Consider the following 16,955-nt stretch of genomic DNA (forward strand, 5'->3'; position numbering starts at 1 on the left):
CGCCGCCGACGACACCGAAGGGGAATCACCTCGGTTTCGGCACCACGTGCAGCTTCACCGGCCGCCCCTCGCGGTCCACCGTGACGTCGGTCCCCTGCCCGGCCGTCAGCGTCTTCAGGACCTCGGTGTACTCCTTGAGCCCCGCGACGCTCCGGGCGCCCACCGCCACGATCACGTCGCCCGCCCGGAAGCCGGCCAGGGCCGCGGGGCCGCCCTCCGTCACGACCCCGACGCGCACGCCGGCGCCCTGGAAGGTGAAGTCGGGCACGATCCCGATCCCGACGCGGCGCGACCCGGCGGGAGGGCCCCCGGTCGCCGCGCCTTGACCGGCTTCGGCGCCCCGGGGGGCGTCCGGGTCGGCGGAGGCCGTTTGCGGCACCGCCAGCGCCTCCTTGCGGCCGGCCAGGTAACCGACGATCTCCGAGGCGTACTCGGCGATCTTCGCGAGGCCCGCGAAGTCCACCTTGTCGGGGGTGTCGGCGGGGGTGTGGTAATCGGGGTGAGGGGGGGTGAACAGGTGCAGCGCCGGGACGCCCCTGGCGGCGAACATCGCCTGGTCGCTGGAGTCCAGGGCCTCGTTGACCAGGTCGTGCTGGAGTCCCGTCACGTAACCGGCCCCCATGAGGATGAAGGGCCACTCCCGCGCCGTCGCGGCGCCCAGGGCCAGGAGCTTGCCCGCCCCGAGCCGGCCCACGGTGTCCAGGTTCAGAACCGCGAACAGCTTATCGACCGCGAAGGGTTTTCCGGCCGCGATGAGGTGCCGGGACCCCACCATGCCGCACTCCTCCCCGGTGAAGGCGACGAAGAGAACGGGCCGGTCGGGGCGCTCCCCCCCCGCCATCACCCGGGCCAGTTCCAGGAGCACCGCCACGCCCGAGGCGTTGTCGTCGGCCCCGGGGTGGACTTTCCCGGCGTTGCCGGGGTGGGCGAGGGGGTACCCCCGGCCGAGGTGGTCGTAGTGGGCGCAGACCAGGACCGGCGATCCCGCGAGGGCGGGGTCCTTCCCCGGCAGCAGGCCGAGGACGTTCTTCACCGGCTTCGCGGTTTCGCCGTCCCGGCAGGGCGCCTCGAAGCGCTGGAAGTACGCCGCGTCCCCCGCCGGCTGGAGCCCTGCCGCCTGGAAGGCCAGGGCGACGTGGTCGGCCGCGGCGTCCAGCCCCGGGGACCCGAAAGCCCGGCCCTCGAGGGCGGGGTCGGTGAGGGCTTCGACGTGACGCTTCAGGGCCGCTGCGGTGTAGGGGGAAGGCAGTTCGGCCAGGGCCCGGCCGACGGGCAGCTTCCCCATCGGGGGGAAGGCGGCCGCGGGGACGGACGGGTCGAAGGCCGCCGTCAGGGGCGAACGCATCGCGGGCCAGACGCCTTTCCCCACGTTGACGGGTTCACTCCCCTCGAAGACCAGCCAGCCGTACTTTCCGTAATGGGGGACCTTCCGGCCCAGCCCCGCCACCACGTTGGGGGAGTCCGCCGCCAGCCACCCCACGGCCAGGGAGGGGGACGCGGGGTGGGGAAGCGCCGCCACCACGCAGCGCCCGGCCCGGGGGATCTCACGCCCCTCCAGCGTCGCCACGCGGGGGGTGAGCTGCGCGCCGTACGGTTCCGCCAGGGCCGCGAGCCTCGGGACGAGGCGGTTTTCCCAGCCGAGCGCCCAGACCGCGGCGTCGGCCGGCAGCTCGGACAATTCGTTGTCCAGGCAGACCGCGGCCTTTCCCCCGGAATCCTTCGCCCACCCCTCGGCGAGGTCCCGCCACGCCCGCAGCATCCCCGTGTCCGCGTCCGCCGGCAGGGCCAACCAGACTTTCGCGGCCCCCAGGACGCGGGACAGGGAGGGGGGGGTCTCCCGGGGATCCAGGCGGCGGAAGAGGTCGAAGGCGGGGTCCACGTCGATCCGGAGGGGCCTGCCGGGAACGGTGAGGGTGAACTCCCGCACCGGTCCGTCCAGCGTCACGCGCCGGACGACGGCGTCGCGCTTCCCCTCGAGGGTCACGGCCACCGGGACGTCCAGGCGGTAGGGCGACCCCGCCTGGACCTGGGCCAGGCGGAAGCTCACGGTGAAACCGCGGCCGGCAGAACGGGTGGAAACGCCCGACAGGCGAAGGTCCGGGGCGCCGGACCGGTCGATCCACTGGCGGAAGAAGGCCCGCAGGTCCTGCCCGGAGACGGCGGCGAAGGAAGCCCGGAGGTCGTCCCACGACGCGCGCCGGAACCGGTTCGACGCGTAGAAGGCGCCCAGGGCCTTCCGGAAGGTCTCGTCCCCCAGGGTCGTTCGAAGCATGTGGAAGACCATCATGGATTTGCCGTAACCCAGGGCCTCGGTCACGGCATCCCGACGCTCGCGGAAGCGGTCCAGGGGGGCGTCGTCCGCGGGCTTGACGTAGTCGGCGTACTTCTGGAGGGCGGTGCGGCGGTAGTCGGTGTCCTGGCCCTTCTGCTGGGCGATGAGGTGGTCCGCCAGGTAGGTGGTGAGACCCTCGCACCAGTTTCCGCCCGCCATGTCCACGAAGACGCCGTTCCCCCAGTAGTTGTGGAGCAGTTCGTGGGGGTAGGAGGAGTGGAGGATGAAGGGGAGACGGATGACCTTCTCCCCCAGCAGGGTGAAGGAGGGCATGCCGTAGCCCGTTTCCCAGTAGTTCTCCACCAGCGCGAACTTGCGGTAGGGGAAGGGCCCGATCAGGGAGCGGTACAGGGCGGCGTAACGGACGGTGGCGTCGAGGTAGCGCCGGGCGAGGGCGCCGTCCGGCGTCCGGAGGAAGGCCTGGACGGCCAGCCCGTTCCCGGTCGCGGCGTACTCGGTGAAGGGGCCCGCCACGAGGTAGATCTCCTCGGCGGGGTCGGCGCAGCGCCAGGCGGTCCGGCGGAGGCCGTCGACGGTCTCGTGGGCCGTCCGCTCCCCCTGGGAGACGGCGTCCCAGTTCCCGGGGAGGGTGACCGCCAGGTCGAAGGCGACCAGGCCGTCGCCGAACCAGGGCACCCACAGGGAGCGCCCGCAGAGGTAAACCCCCCGGGGATCGACGGTCCCCGGGGTCTCGGAGAACCCCCGGGCATACTCCGGGCCGCTCGGCGTCACCGGGTGCTGCAGGGGCCCGGCGTAGCGGAGGGTGACCACGCTTCCCCCGCTGCGCCCGGCGGGAAGGTCCAGGACGAAGAGGGAGGCGGGCACGGCGTCCGGCATCGACGCGGCGGACGGTCCCGGGCGCCGGGGGGGCTTCCCCGCCCGAGGGGCATCGACGAGGGAGAAATCGCCGGGCCGGGGGGAGCGTTCCTCCCGTCGCAGGCGGGCGCCCGCCGTCTCGCAGGAGACGTCCAGCCCCTCGTGAAGCAGGAAGGCCACCGGGCGGCCCGCCGCGGAGGCCGGGAAGGTGATCCGGTCCCGGACCTCGAGATGCCTCCGGGCCGGGTCGATCCGGACGTCCAGGTCGTGGTGGACGCGCGCCCGGCCGGCCGGAGCCGGCGGGGCGGCCGCGAGCGCGGCCAGGAAGGCCCCGGAAAGGAACAGGGCGGTTGAAATCGCCCGCGAACCGGCAGGTCTCGACAAGGGGGGTCTGGGTCTCATCTCGGGCTCCTCGCTCTCCGGGTTGGCGGCCGTGGCGGCCAAGGGAGAATTGATGCGGTCGCAAAAAGGGCCATCGCCCTCTTTGCGAGGCCAGCGGGATTTGACCACAACCCGGGCCCGCCCCGCAACGGGGAAATGGGGAGAGCGGGGCGGGCGGGGCGGGGTGTTCCCTTTTCCTTTGAAACCGGTGCCCGCCTCGGCTAGAATGCCTGCACCCGACCGGGTAAGGAGGCTCCCATGGAACACGATCAAGACGGACGCACGGACCCTTCCGGCGAACCGCGGGCCGAACAGCCGGCCCCTGTGACCGAACCGCCGGACGCCGGCTCCCCGGACGCCGCTACGGCCGTCCCCCCGCCGGTGAACCTCCCGGAAAGCTCATCCTTCGCCACGCTCCCGCCGGGCCCTCTTCCGGCGACCGTTGAGCCGGGCGCCGTCCCGGGCGGGTTCGGCGCCCCAGCGCCGATGCCTCCCCCGCCGCCGGAAGGAACCGGCGCGGGAACGAAAAAGGTGGTTTGGTTGCTCGTGGGCTTGGTCGCCCTCGCCGGGATCATCCTGGGCGGGTACTTCCTGTGGAGGAAAACTGGGGGAGGAGGCGGGAGACCCTTCGAGACCGCCGCCCGCCACATCCCGAAGGACTCGCCCGGCTTCCTCTCCATCGACGACCCCTCGGCCCTGCTCGAGGTTTACGGCAATGCGGCGGCGAAGAGCCCCGACTTCAAGCGGGCCATGGACATGGTCGCCCTGCAGAGCAAGCAGGCCATCGGCTTCGACGTCACCACGCCCTCGGGCTGGGAGGACGGCGGGTTCGACCCTTCGGCCCCCATCTGTGCCGGCATGCTCTCCGTCCCGGGCCCCGACCAGCGCTACGAGTTCCTTGCCAGCGTCGGGGTCGTCAGCGAGGGGCGGGCGCTCGAGAGCATCCGCAAGATCCTCACCTCGGGGGGCCTCTCCCTCGAAAAGGACAGCGAGGGCGACCCCGTGGTCTACCGGGCCCGCTACGGTTTCGGGACCGCGACCACGGGCCCCTTCCACCTCGCCTTCAAGGATTCCCGGGCGTTTTTCCTGATCACCGACCGCCCCGGCGTCAAGCCCCCCGACCGCCTCCGGGAAGTCCTGCGGCTCGCGCCGGCGGACTCCCTGCTGGCGGACCCGGAGTTTAAGCAGGTCACGGCCCGGTGCACCACGACGGGGATGTCCAGTGTCTTCGTCAACCTCAAAGCCGTCGTCCGCGCCGCCACCGGGGGCAAGCCCAACCCCCTGTGGGACTCGTTCCGTTCCATGGCCGCCGCCTCCGGCGACGAGGCGGGGACCCTCTACCTGTCCCTGGAGCCGGGGTCGGGGCTGCTGGAGTTCCTCAAGCCCGGGGGCAGCTGCACCGAGATGCTCTCCCGGCTCGAAAAGCCCTTCGCGGCCTTCTCCCTGAGCCTGGCTAACCCCGTCGGTTTCTACCGCTTCATCGCCGAGAGCGTGGGGGAGGGGAGTGAAGTGGAACAGAACACCCACCTGCTCGAGGAGGTCTACGGGATCCGGATGGCGGACCTCGAGGAACTGACCCGGAACTGCGCCCTGTCGGTGGCGGTGTACCTCGGCCCCGACCTGTTCGCGCTCGGGACGCGCGGCGCCCGGCCCGACGTGGTGGGCGTGGCGGAGGTCAAGGACCCCGCCCGGGCACGGCAGGTCCTGTCGGCGGTCGCCGCCGCCGGGCGCCTGAGGGAGCAGCCCGCCGTCGCCGGCGTCCTCTACGTCTCCGACGACCCCCAGCACCCGTGGGCCATCGGCCTGTCGGGGAAGTACCTGGTGGGCGGCAACTCCGTCGCCCGCGTGGAGGGCGCGTGCCGCGCCACGGTTGCGCGCTGGGCCCCGCACCCCGCTGAAGGGTCCCTGATCAGCCTGGAGATGCACCTCGGCGACCTGCTCAAGGGCCTCCCCGAGGCGGTCAAGCGGCAGGCCGGCGGCATCCTGGACAGTTTCATCGGGGAGGACGCCCTCGTCACCTACCAGGCCGTTCGCAAGGACAACGGCCTGCAGCTGGACGTCCTGACGAAAGGGGTCAACCCGGCCTTCTTCCTGATGGCGGGGAGCGTGGCCGCCTATCTGCTGCCGACGATGGGGGACCGCCCGCCGCGACGGGTCTCGGAGGCCTCGACCGCCGCCATGCTGCGCAACATTGCCTCCGCCCAGGTCGCCTACAGTTCCAAGCTGTCGAACGAAGGGCAGTACGGGAGTTTCGCCGACCTGGCCGGGCAGGGCTTCCTGGATTCACGCTTCAAGAGCGAGGAACCGGTGATCGACGGGTTCCAGTTCTCCCTGAGCACGGACGGGAAGCTCTTCACCTGCGCCGCGGTGGGAACGGAAGACAACGCCGGGAAGCGCTACTTCATCAACAACGACCTGGTGGTGTGCAAGGACCCGGCCTGCAGGGAACCCTTGCAGTGAGCGCAGGGATCGTCGTCATCGGGGGCCAGGCGTCCGGCCTGGCGGCGGCCGTCCAGGCACGGCGGCGGAACTCCACCGTACCCGTCACGGTCCTGGAGGCCTCCCCCCACGCCGGGACGGGCGTCTGCGGGCTCCCTTTCCTCTTCACCGGCGAGGTGGCTTCCCCCGGGGACCTGGTCCTCCACCGGCCCGAGGACCTGGAGCGACACTACCGGGTCCGCGTGCGGACGGGCCACCGGGTGACGTCCGTGCACCCGGGGCGCCGGGTCGTGCGCTGCGCCCTCGAGGGAGGCGGGGAATCCGACGTCCCCTACGACCGCCTTGTCCTCGCCGCGGGGGCCCGGGCTGCCGTTCCCCCGGAAGCCGCCGCGGCCGGCCCCGACGGGGTCTTCACCCTCCGCACCCTGTCCGACGCGGCCCCCCTGCTCGTCTTCCTGTCGGAGCGCCGCCCCCGCTCGGTCCTGGTCCTGGGCGGGGGCACCCTGGGGATCGAGATGGCGGACGTGTTCGCCCGCCGGGGTCTCGAGGTCACCCTGGTGGAGCGGGAAGCGTCCCTGCTCCCCGCCTGGGAGCCGGAACTGGCCCTCCGGGCATCGTCCGTCCTGGCGCAGCGGGGGGTCCGCCCGGCCCCGGGGTCGGTGGTCCGCGAGCTCGGGCACTCGGGGGGGGCATTCCACTGCCGGCTGGGGACCGGGGAACGAATTTCAGCGGACTTCGTGTTCTGTGCCTGCGGTGTCCGGCCCGAAACCGCTTTCCTCGCCGACCTTCCCCTGCGGTTCCATCCTTCCGGCGCCGTCGTCGTCGATGCGCGCATGGAGACGTCCGTCGCGGGCATCTATGCCGCCGGGGACTTCGCCGCAGCCCCCTCCCGGCCTTCGGGCGCGCCGGCCCCGGCCAACACCGCCGTGCGCGCCGCCCTCACCGGCGGGGTCGCCGGCGACAACGCCGCGGGCTACGACAGCCGCGGTGGGCAATGGGCCGACGCCTGGTGCCTCCGCCTGTCGGGGCTGGAGCTGGCAGCGGCGGGCGTCACCGGGGCGTCCGCCCGCGGGTGCGGCCTCCGGGCCGAAACCGTCTCCATCCGGGCGCCGCTGGCCCCCCCCTACTTCCGGGACCGGGCGGGAGCCGCCGCGGTGGTCGGCGTGTTCGACACCGCCCGCGGCACCCTGCTGGGCGCCCACGCCGCCGGCCCCGCGGGGACCGCCGCGCTGGTGCAGCCGGCCGTGCCCCTGATCGCGCAGGAAGCCACCGCACGAGAGATCCTCGGGATGGAATTTCCCTACACCCCGCCGCTGGGCACCGTCCGCCACCCCCTGCAGCAGCTCGCCCGGCTCTTCCTGAAGACCGCCGGGGGGTGAGCCCGCCGCCCCCCGCCCCGGTTTTTTCAGGTTCCGAAAAAAAACTTGAGAACTTTTCCCGGATATGGCATCATACCTATGTTGCCGGTCTTTCATGTCACAACTAGATTCTCTACATTAAACGCCATTTGAGACACCCACCCATTTAGCGATTCCCACCTTAAAGAGACCACTTTTCATGAAAGACCGGCACGTTTTTTCCGCCGGCCCCGCGATAAATCCTTCATTATCCATGATCAACCCGGAACACCCTTCCGGGCGCCCACCCCTTCAATCCGAGGGAAGCTCGAGATCGACGACGAGGGGGTAGTGGTCGGAACCGGTGTACGGTCCGACGACGCGGTCCCGGACCCGGACGTCCGGGGAGTGGAGGCAGTGGTCGAGGGGGATGCGGAGGAAGAGGTTCCCGCTCGGCCAGGTGGGCTGGACGCCGAACCCCCGGGAACTGTCCTTCAGGCCCGACCGGGCCAGAAGCGACCGGAAGGCGTGGCTCCAGGGCGTGGCGTTGAGGTCCCCCAGGACGACCAGCGGCCCCGGAGTCCGGCGGGCCCGTTCGGCCAGGCGCTCCAGATGCTCGTCCCGCCAGCGGGCGTATAGCCGTCCCGCGGGCGGGAGCGGGTGGGTGGCGATGACGGCGAGCCGGGCGGGGGCGATGTCCAGCTCGGCCACGATGGAGGGGACACCGGCTACCCCGATCCCGACGACCTCGGCCCGGCGAAAGGGGAGCCGGCTGAAGACGCCGATCCCGAAGTTGTCGTCCCGAGGCTCGGCGAGGGAGGCCCGGAAGCCTGCCAGGACGGGGCGCAGCCGCTCCAGCCAGGCGGCGTCGATCTCCTCCAGCACCAAAACGTCCGGGCTGTACCGGCGGATCACCGTGGCAACGCGGGCGGGGTCCCCCGCCCGGGTGTTCACGTTGACCAGCATCACCCGCAGTGCGCGTCCCCTGCCGGGGGGCGCCGTTTCCGGGCCCACGTAGAGCGGGATGATCACGGCCAGGTTGGCCAGGGCAAAGGCCGTGAAAACCAGGGCGGTCCGGAACCGCCGCGTCAGGTAGAACGGGATCGCCAGGAGGGACAGGCCGACGAAGTACTGCACCCGGAAGTGGGCGAAGAGGTCGAGGTACCAGGCCCACGCGCCCGGGAAGCCCAGCAGAGTGGCGGTGCAGAACAGGACACCCACGGGGGTCAGGAAGCGCCAGGGGCGAAACCGGAACCACCCGGTCTTGGGGTGCTCGTCCAGCGCCATGGTCTTGTTCACCATCGGCCCATCCGTCTTAGCCATCGGGTCGCGCCGCTCCGCCGGGCTGCGCGGCGCGCTGATAGCGGCGCTCCGGGAGCCTCCGCGCCGCACTCCACGGGAGAGGGTGCGCCTCCCGGGCGTCTCGGGATCTAGATAACCTCTTTCATTCCATCATTTTAAACAGGCGTAAACCCGCCTCTTCTTCCAGGGTGACGAAATGGCTGTCCAGGCTCAGGATTTCCACGTCATTTTCCTTGGCGATCATGGCGATATGGCAATCTGCCAATCCGATGGTTTTCCCTTTTCGCCTCATGCGAAATGACAACTCCCCTGCCGCCAGCCAGGTAGCGGGGGATTCATGAAGAAATTCGAAGACGTGAACGAAGTCCCGCAACACGGACAACTCTTTTTCGGACTTGGCCCCCTGCATCATTTCGGCCACGACGATCCCGGCGGAGCAGACCCGGTCCTCGGCCAGCAATCGTTGCACCACTGAAAAGCCGGGTTCAGTCCTGCGAAAGAAGTCGATCCAGACGGAGGTATCGACCAGCACCTTACCCGAGCCGTGCATCGCCGTGCCTCAATTCGTCCGCGGTGACGACGAATTCCATTTTTCCGGCCATTTCCAGGATCCGCTCGAGTTTCTTCTGCCGGATCTCCTCCTTGATGGCCAGGATGACTGCCTCGGTCTTGCTGCGGGCGTTCGTGACCTCCATCAACTCCGTTAAAAGGTCGCCGGGCAAGGTAATGGTCGCTCTTGACATGAATTTTCTCCATGAATATTCTGCATGGATACTAGCATGATTGATATGAGATTTTCAAGCACGGATTTTCAGAGCGCCATCGTCCGGGGCCTGCCGGTCGTTCCTCCCCCGACGGGCCGCATCGCACCGCCGGGCTGCGCGGTGCGTGGACAGCGGCACTCCGGCGGCCTTCACGGCAAAGGGGACACTCTTCTTGTTTGTGGCGAGGGGGTGTATCGATTGCGATTGCGAAATCGATACCGATACCGATGGATTCCCGTTACGGCTTCTGTCTTCTTCTGAGACTACAGCCTTTTCGATGACGACTGCGATTCCGATACCGATACCGATGAGTGTGGCTTATTTCCGATAACGGGAAATGAACTCCTCCACCTCGGGGATGCCGCCCTGGAAGATGAGGTAGCCGTTGCTGGGCTCGCGCTCGGTGATCTCGCCGTTCACGGGCTCGAACATGATGCGCTTGACCTCGTCCAGGTCAGCGGATTGCCCCAGCGCCCAACCGAGCTTGACGTACGCCACCTCGGGGAGCATGTTGGCCATGGGCACCACGCCCAGCTCCATCATGTCCCGCCCGGTGTCGTAGACGTACATCTGCACGTAGCCCCAGAGGGTCTGAACGGTCATGTAAACCGCGATCCCCTTGTCCTGGGCCCGCTTGAGGGCCGGGTAGAGGGGCTTGTTCACGTGGCCCAGGCCGGTCCCGGCGAAGACGATGCCGCGGTAGCCGTTGTCCACCAGGGAGTCGATGATGTCCGCCTTCATGTTGGGGTAGTAGTAAACGATGCTCACCCGGTCGTCGAAGGCGGTGTTGACGGTCACGTCCTTGTCCTGCCGGCGGCGCTTGTAGTCGGTGCGCAGCGGGGTGATCGTCTCGCGGCTCACCATGGCCAGCGGGATGTCGCCGATGGTCCGGAAGGTGGAGCGGTAGCTGGAGTGCATCTTGCGCACCCGGGTGCCGCGGTGCAGCAGCCCGTAGGTGTCGGAGGTGGGGCCGAACATGCAGACCATCACCTCGGCGATGTCACCCTCGGCGGCGGCCTTGACGCTGTGCATGAGGTTGAGGGCCGCGTCGGAGGAGGGACGGTCGCTGGAGCGCTGGGAGCCCACCATGACGATGGGGACCGGCGAGTTCTGCACCATGAAGGACAGGATGGCGGCCGTGTGGTGCATGGTGTCGGTGCCGTGGCCGATGACCACGCCCTGGACGCCCTTGCGGATCTCCCGGCCGATGGCCTCCGCCGTGCCGATCCACTGCTCGGGGCCCATGTTCTCCGAGAAGACGCCGTAGAGCTTCTCGGTCTCCAGGTTGCAGATGTCCGCCAGTTCCGGGACGGACCCGTACAGTTCGCCCGGCGAGAAGGCGGGGATGACGGCGCCCGTGCGGTAGTCCAGGCGGCTGGCGATGGTCCCGCCGGTGCCCAGGAGCTTGACCCGGGGCTTCTTGGGGTCGAAGGGGAACTCCTTCTCCGGGATCTTGTAGTGGGCCTCCTTCCGGCCGCCCACGGTGACGGTGGTGATGTTGTCCACGGCGATCCCGATGTTGTACCCCGTGCGGAGCTTGATGACCACGTGCAGGGGGTCGGCGGTCTCGGACCGGGGCAGGATGATGCCGGTGAAGGTCCCCTTGGCGGTGGCGATCTCCACGTCGCTCCAGACCGGGGCGGAGAAGTGCTTGAGGACCTCCAGCGCGCGCCCGCGGTATCCCTTGTATTCGGACATCATGCCTTCACCTCCTGCAGGATTTCCCGGACGCGCCCGGCCACGGCGGACCCGTCGAGCCGGCCGCGCAGGTGGCCCATCACGGGCCGCATGGCGGCGCGGAAGCGCTTCTCGGCGTCCGCCCCCGGCATGGGGGGCAGCAGGGCGATCTGCCGGCGGACGAGGCCGTCGATCTCGTCCGGCGGGGGGGCGGCGGGGTGGCCGTCCTCCCAGGGCTCCCCGCGGGCGGCCCGCTCCAGGAGGAGCAGGACCCCTTCCCGGACGGTCTTCCCGTCCCGGAGCAACTCAAAAACTTTCCGGTACACGTCGGCGGTGAGGGCGGCCTTGTCGAGCCCCTTCCGGGCCAGGCGCTTGGGGAACTGCACCAGCGCGACGGCGGCGAAGCCCGGGGCGAGGCCGAGTTCCCTGACCGCGGACGCGAAGACCCGGTGCAGGGGGGAGATGGCCAGCGGCCGAACCGTGTCCGCCGGGATGCCGAGCTGCCGGTACCAGCTCTCCCGGTCCCAGACGTAGTCGGGCAGGCCGGCCCGGATGCGGTCGAGCCGCTCGGCGCTGATCTTCTTGGGGGGCAGGTCGGTGTCGGGGTACATGCGGTCGGGGCCGGGGAGGATCCGCTCGAAGCCGTTGGTGCCGTCCCGGAGGGCCTGGCGCGTCTCCGAGGGGATGCCGACGGTGGCCTCCCGCGCCCGGATCACGATCTCCGAGGCGCCGGTGGCGGCGTCGGCGGCGTCGCCCCAGACCAGCACCACGGTGTCGTCGTCGCCGCTGCCGCCGGCCTTCTTGACCGCCTGCCACTCGGCGGTGGAGAGGGTCTCGCTGGCACTGTCGGAGTGGACGATGTTGGGCAGCGTGGTCAGGCAGGCCACGACCCGCACCCGGTCCATGATCTCGCGGGAGAAGAAGGTGTCCGTCTGGGTCTGCCAGCGCAGCAGGCCCTTGAAACCGAAGAGCGTCACGCACTGGACCGTCTTCCCCTCGCCCACGGCCCGCCGAATGGGCTCGTAGCGGGTCTTTCGCAGCAGGCGGGTCACGTCCTCCACCCGGGAGGCGAAGGCCTCGGCGGTGATGCCGCGCCGGTGCAGCTCCTCGCGCAGCCGCAACAGGTTCCACTGCCGCATGGCCTCGTTGTAGGTGAGGAGCGGGATGTTGGGGATTCGCGGGACCCCCTTGATCTCGATGCGGGTGCCGCCGGTGACGCTGACGTTCACGTCCTGGCGGGCGGCGCCGATGCCGGTGCGGACCTTCCCGGTGGTGCGCACCGTGCGGCGCAGGATCTCGCCCACCTCGGCCACCTCGAAGGGGGTCCGCATGGCGGGCGCCGTCACCGTCTCGATGAGGGGCATGCCGAGGCGGTCGGTGAGGTAGACCCGGCGGTGGCCCACGTCGCTCACCTCCCGGCAGGCGTCCTCCTCCAGCCCGAGCTGGATGATGGGGATGGTGCGGTCCTTGTAGGGGACGCTCCCGTTGACGCCCACGATGGTGGTGCGCTGGAAGCCCGTGGGAATGCTGCCGTCCAGGTACTGCTTGCGGGCGATGTGGATCTCGTCCACCATGGAGCAGCGGTAGAGGAGGCCGATCTCCAGGGCGATGTCCAGCGCCTCCTCGTTCAGCTCGAAGGGCGGGGTGTCGTCCATCTCGTAGGTGCAGACCGTCTCCCGCTTGATCTGGTAGATGATCTCCTTTTTCGTCTTGAATTCCATGAGGGCCGTGCCGTCGTACTCCCCCAGCTCCGAGAGGGTGGGACGCATGTGGCGCAGGATCTCGGCGTCGTAGTCGTCGGAGTAGCGCCCGGCGGGACAGCGGCAGAAGAGCTTCTTCCGCGTCAGGAGCTGCTGGTGGATCTCGAGGCCCGAGCGGAAGCCGACGGTCTCGTAGTCCTTCCCGGTCATCTCGGCGAACGGCTTGAAGATGAAATCGAACACGAAGCCCCCTTTCGTGGGGAACGGCCGGCGGCGCCGGCGATTCTCCGAAAATTGCGAAGCACCCGACACTATAGCGCGGATGCGGCGGCGATTCAAGCGCCGAGCGCGACCTGCGGACAATCCGTGAGAGATCCTTCCGGGATTATTTTCACCAAAGCACGGAACGAATAAACGGAGCATCGGAAGTCGGGAGGGGTGATCCGCGGGTGATGCGGGATTTGCGGCCCATGCGGTCTTCCTTCGCGAGCTTGGCGCCGGGGCGAGAGCCTGTCCGGATCTTGATCTCGCAAAGGCGCCAAGCTCGCCAAGAAAACCGAATAACCGGGGATGTGGCCAGGGGGTACGAAAGCCCGCCTTCACCCGGTCGTCGCGCTGCCGGAAGAGAGCTTCCGGAATCGTTCTCTCACAGAGGCACAGGGGCACGGAGAAGCGGCGTCTCCGATTACGATCAACCGGCTGAACGCCCTCTCCTTTCTCCTGCCTCCTGCCTTCTTTCTTCTGAATTCTTCGTTCGTGTGGTTCGTGTGGTTCGTGGTTATTTTCCCTTTCGTGTATTCCGTGTATTTCGTGGTTCTTTTTCCGGTTTATCTGCGTCCGAAAAAAGCGCTCCCTCGATTTCGCGCGGCGCCTGCGGTAGAATCCCGGTGTGCACGAATCGGGAGAAGGAGAACCGGAATGGAAATCGATCGTCGATGCTGCCTGAGGTCGCTGGTGATCGGTGCGGGCCTGTGCGCGGCGCCGTTCGGCCTCGCCGCAACGGACGGGGAACGCAAGGGGCTCGAGGAGGAGATCCTGGCCATGCTCAAGCGCGAGATGCGCGATAGGGCCGGGCTGTTCAAGGCACTGGTGAAGAAGTACGGCCCCGGCGTGCTGGAGTCGGTCCGGGACTACGTGGAAAGCTCCACCGCGGAGCGCCTCCGGGCCGCCGACCTCCCCCGGCGCGACCTCGACGCCATCCTGGAGCTGATCTGGAAACCGTCCTCCGGGACCCTGGATTGGGAGGTGGAAGCGAAGTCACCCGGGGAGCTGCGAATCCGCGTCACGCGGTGCCTTTACGCCGACGAGATGCGCCGCCGGGACGCCGCCGACATCGGATTCGCTTTCTACTGCGCCTTCGACGACGGTTTCTGCCGCGGGTTCAACCCCGACCTGAGCTTCCGCCGCACCAAAACCCTCATGGCCGGCGACGACTGTTGTAACCACACCTACACGCTCACCCCGTCAGAGCCGCGACCGTCAGGGAGCGGTTGATGCCTGATCTTCGATGGTTTCGCCCAAGGCCGGAAAACGAAAGGGAAAGTGTCTGTATCGCCCTGGGTTGAGCCATTACCCGGAGGGCGGCGGGGGATGTCACCCTGGAGTTGGGTCCTGTGGCCCGGTTTGAGGTCCCGGGTCAAGGCTTGGGTGTCCCGCCTGGCGGCTGCGGCGGCGGGCGGCCTGGTGGGCGAGGCGGGTGGGTTCGGGGAGACGGAAGCGGCCGCAGCAAATCAGGGTCCATTCCACGGCCCCGTCGAAATCCACCCGGTGGCCGGGGGAAACGAAGAGCGGCGCGACTCCGTCGCGGGTGCGGACCACGCGGCCCACCTCCCGGCCCCCGTAGACCAGCGGCACCCGGCTCCCCCGGGCGAAGGGCAGCGGGCCGTGGGCTCCCACCAGCCGGCTCTTGGCACAGCCGATGGTGGGAATCCCCAAGACCAGCCCGAGGTGGGAGGCGAGGCCCAGGCCGCGGGGGTGGGCGATCCCCTGGCCGTCGCACAGGACGAGGTCCGGGCGTGCGGAGAGCCTGGCGAAGGCGGCCAGGATCGGCGGGATCTCGCGGAAGGAGAGGAACCCGGAGACGTAGGGGAATTCCACCGGCGCCTCCGCCTCGACGGTCTCGACCGGCCGGAGGGTGGCGGTGTCCACCACCACCAGGACCGCGTAGCCGGTGTCCCCCGCCACGTGAACGTCGGCGCCCAGGACCCGGTCGATGGGCCCTTTCAGCGGCTCCAGGCTGACCTGCGAAGCCAGTCGGTGCTGAACTGCCGCCGCCTCCGCCGTAGTGCGGACGGGGGGGAAACCGACTTCGTTCACCACGGATGAACACGGATGAACGCGGATCGCATCGTCCACCGGGTTAGTCGGCCCCGGAGGAGATCCGGAGAAGCATCCGTGTCTATCCGTGTCCATCCGTGGTTGATCGGCTTCGACGTCGTCACTCGCCCAGCTTGGCGCGGAGGCGGCGGATGGCGTTGATGGCGGCGTTGGCCACGTCGGTGTTGGAATCGTGGGTGTAGGACTCCAGCTCGGCCAGGGTGTCCCTTCCGCCGGCGAGGCCCAGGGCGTCGATCAGCTTCACGCGCACCTTCCCCTTGCTGGACCGGAGCAGCGGGAAGAGCCGGGGACATTCCTCCGGGGAGAAGCCGGCGAGGTAGTCGAACACCTGGTCGCTGTAGCGGACGCTGCCCAACTCGCTCACCATCTCCTCCAGGGCGCCGGGGCGGCCGACGCGGTAGAGGGCGAAGTCCAGGGAGAGCTGGTTGCGGCGCTCCTCGGAGCGCTCCCGGGCGGCCTCCAGGGTGTCCCGGTGCGCCGGGTTGGCGATGCGGGCCAACCCTTCGGCCCCCGCCATCTGCATCCCCGTGATCTTGTGGTTCAGGGCGGCCACGAAGAGCTTCTCCGCCCGCGGGTCCCCGATCAGGGCCAGGGCCTGGAGGCACTTGATCTGGAGGTCCTCGGGCCGGGAGGCGGGGACCACCTTGAGGATCTTGTCCCGTTCCTTGATGCCGGACTCGAAGATGTCCATCAGCGGTTCCACCGCCTCGGGACAGCGCAGCAGGCCGGCCACCAGGATGGCCTCGTCGTGCACGTCCTTCTCGGGGTCGTTGACGAAGGGGATCAGGGCCCCGCAGGCCGAGGGGTCGCCGATCTTGTAGAAGGAGCGAAAATACTCGATCCGGATGTCGTTCTTGGGCTCGGCAGGGAGCTTTTCCGCCATGGCGCTCAGCGCCCCGCGGCCCCGGAGGATGCCCAGGCTCATCACCGCCCCCTTGCGGACCCCGTTGGAGGGGTCGCTCAGCCGGGCGGCCAGCGCCTGGACGGCGTCGGGACTGACGGGGACGTACGGCTCGACGATCAGGTCGTTGTAATTGCTGTCGAAGGGGTTGAAGAAGGAGAGCACCTTCTTGGAGCCGGCGACGAAACCACCTTCGTCCAGGACGTAGAGCCGCACGATGGCGTTGATGGCGGTCTTGCGGATCCCCTCGTCCCGGTCGGCGGTGAGCTTGATGAACACGGGCAGGGCCCGCATGTCGCGGATCCGGTCGAGGGCGTAGAGAACGGCGGCGCGGACCTTCGCCTCGGGGTCGTCCGCGGCCTCGATCAGGGCGGGCACCGCGGCGCGGACCTCCTTGTCCCCCAGGATCTTCGCGGACTCCTCGCGGCGGTCGGCGTCCGGGTGCTTGAGGTCGTAGATCAACCCCTGGACGGACAGGGTCTTCGTGACCTGCTGGGGCGGGGCGGCGACCAGGGCGGACAGGGCGAGGGCCATGAGCACGAGAACGGCGGTTCGTTTCACCTCGAATTCTCCTTCGAACGGGATTCCGGCGCGTCGGGCGGGCGCGGGCAGTGACAAGGGAAGTCTACACCAAACCCGAAGCCCCGGTAAAGATGATTCGGGTTCGGGGGCCCCGGTTGCATCGCGTCTTCGAGTTCCCGCTGAAAGCCTGGGAAAGGAACCACGAATGGAGAATTCAGGAGGCAGGAGGCGGGAGACGGGAGAAAGGAGGGGGAGTTGGGTCTGTTGACCTTTATCGGAGATGACTCTTCTCCGTGCCTTGGTGAGAGAAGTTCCGGGAGATCTCTCCCGGCGGCACGACGTTCCGGTGAAGGCGACCTTTCTTGCCCCTTTTCTGAATCCCAGGTAATCGGTTTTTCTTTGCGAGCTTTGCGCCTTTGCGAAATCCGGATCCGGATCGATTCTCGC

11 protein-coding genes are annotated in these 16,955 nt (G+C 69.0%); 3 read left to right on the forward strand and 8 right to left on the reverse strand.

Translation table 11 applies throughout. The annotated features are described in order from the left end of the window. Positions 1-25: 25 nt before the first annotated feature. On the reverse strand, positions 26-3,550 hold the full coding sequence (locus tag KA419_05745; GenBank protein ID MBP7865434.1) for a M20/M25/M40 family metallo-hydrolase: 3,525 nt from the start codon (positions 3,548-3,550) through the stop codon (positions 26-28). A gap of 237 nt (positions 3,551-3,787) precedes the next feature. On the opposite strand from KA419_05745, the gene KA419_05750 reads away from it, so the two are divergent. Next, a complete protein-coding gene (locus KA419_05750) occupies positions 3,788-5,989 on the forward strand; it encodes a hypothetical protein (GenBank protein ID MBP7865435.1) in 2,202 nt (733 codons plus the stop codon). Next, the gene (locus KA419_05755; GenBank protein MBP7865436.1) at positions 5,986-7,347 is read left to right on the forward strand and encodes an FAD-dependent oxidoreductase; all 1,362 of its coding nucleotides are present in this window, start codon (positions 5,986-5,988) and stop codon (positions 7,345-7,347) included. The genes KA419_05750 and KA419_05755 overlap by 4 nt, the downstream gene beginning before the upstream one ends. A 270-nt stretch (positions 7,348-7,617) precedes the next feature. Here KA419_05755 and KA419_05760 read toward each other — a convergent pair whose 3' ends face one another. The 5 genes from KA419_05760 to gatE form a co-directional block, all read right to left on the reverse strand. Further along, a complete protein-coding gene (locus tag KA419_05760; GenBank protein MBP7865437.1) occupies positions 7,618-8,628 on the reverse strand; it encodes an endonuclease/exonuclease/phosphatase family protein in 1,011 nt (336 codons plus the stop codon). A gap of 121 nt (positions 8,629-8,749) precedes the next feature. Beyond that, positions 8,750-9,157, reverse strand: a complete 408-nt coding sequence (locus KA419_05765; protein MBP7865438.1) for a PIN domain-containing protein — start codon at positions 9,155-9,157, stop codon at positions 8,750-8,752. Next, complete coding sequence (locus tag KA419_05770; protein MBP7865439.1) at positions 9,141-9,350, reverse strand: DUF2191 domain-containing protein; 210 nt, start codon at positions 9,348-9,350, stop codon at positions 9,141-9,143. The genes KA419_05765 and KA419_05770 overlap by 17 nt, the downstream gene beginning before the upstream one ends. Before the next feature lie 339 nt (positions 9,351-9,689). Beyond that, positions 9,690-11,072 (reverse strand): Glu-tRNA(Gln) amidotransferase subunit GatD, encoded by a 1,383-nt coding sequence (gatD, locus tag KA419_05775; protein ID MBP7865440.1) that lies wholly within the window; start codon positions 11,070-11,072, stop codon positions 9,690-9,692. Next, positions 11,069-12,991 carry a Glu-tRNA(Gln) amidotransferase subunit GatE gene (gene gatE, locus KA419_05780; protein MBP7865441.1) on the reverse strand — a complete coding sequence of 641 codons (1,923 nt, stop codon included), beginning with the start codon at positions 12,989-12,991 and terminating at the stop codon, positions 11,069-11,071. Before gatE ends, gatD begins: the two co-directional genes overlap by 4 nt. A 675-nt stretch (positions 12,992-13,666) precedes the next feature. Between gatE and KA419_05785 the strand changes: the two genes are divergently transcribed. Continuing rightward, the gene (locus KA419_05785; GenBank protein ID MBP7865442.1) at positions 13,667-14,242 is read left to right on the forward strand and encodes an L-2-amino-thiazoline-4-carboxylic acid hydrolase; all 576 of its coding nucleotides are present in this window, start codon (positions 13,667-13,669) and stop codon (positions 14,240-14,242) included. A 99-nt stretch (positions 14,243-14,341) separates the two neighbouring features. Here the strand turns inward: KA419_05785 and nfi are convergent, their stop codons facing one another. After that, the gene (nfi, locus tag KA419_05790; GenBank protein MBP7865443.1) at positions 14,342-15,160 is read right to left on the reverse strand and encodes a deoxyribonuclease V; all 819 of its coding nucleotides are present in this window, start codon (positions 15,158-15,160) and stop codon (positions 14,342-14,344) included. Between the two features lie 25 nt (positions 15,161-15,185). Further along, positions 15,186-16,547, reverse strand: coding sequence for a HEAT repeat domain-containing protein (locus KA419_05795; protein MBP7865444.1), 1,362 nt, complete (start codon positions 16,545-16,547; stop codon positions 15,186-15,188). Between the last annotated feature and the right edge of the window lie 408 nt (positions 16,548-16,955).

This window comes from Acidobacteriota bacterium, from assembly GCA_018001935.1.
In the GTDB taxonomy this organism is placed as follows: Bacteria; Acidobacteriota; JAAYUB01; order JAAYUB01; family JAAYUB01; genus JAGNHB01.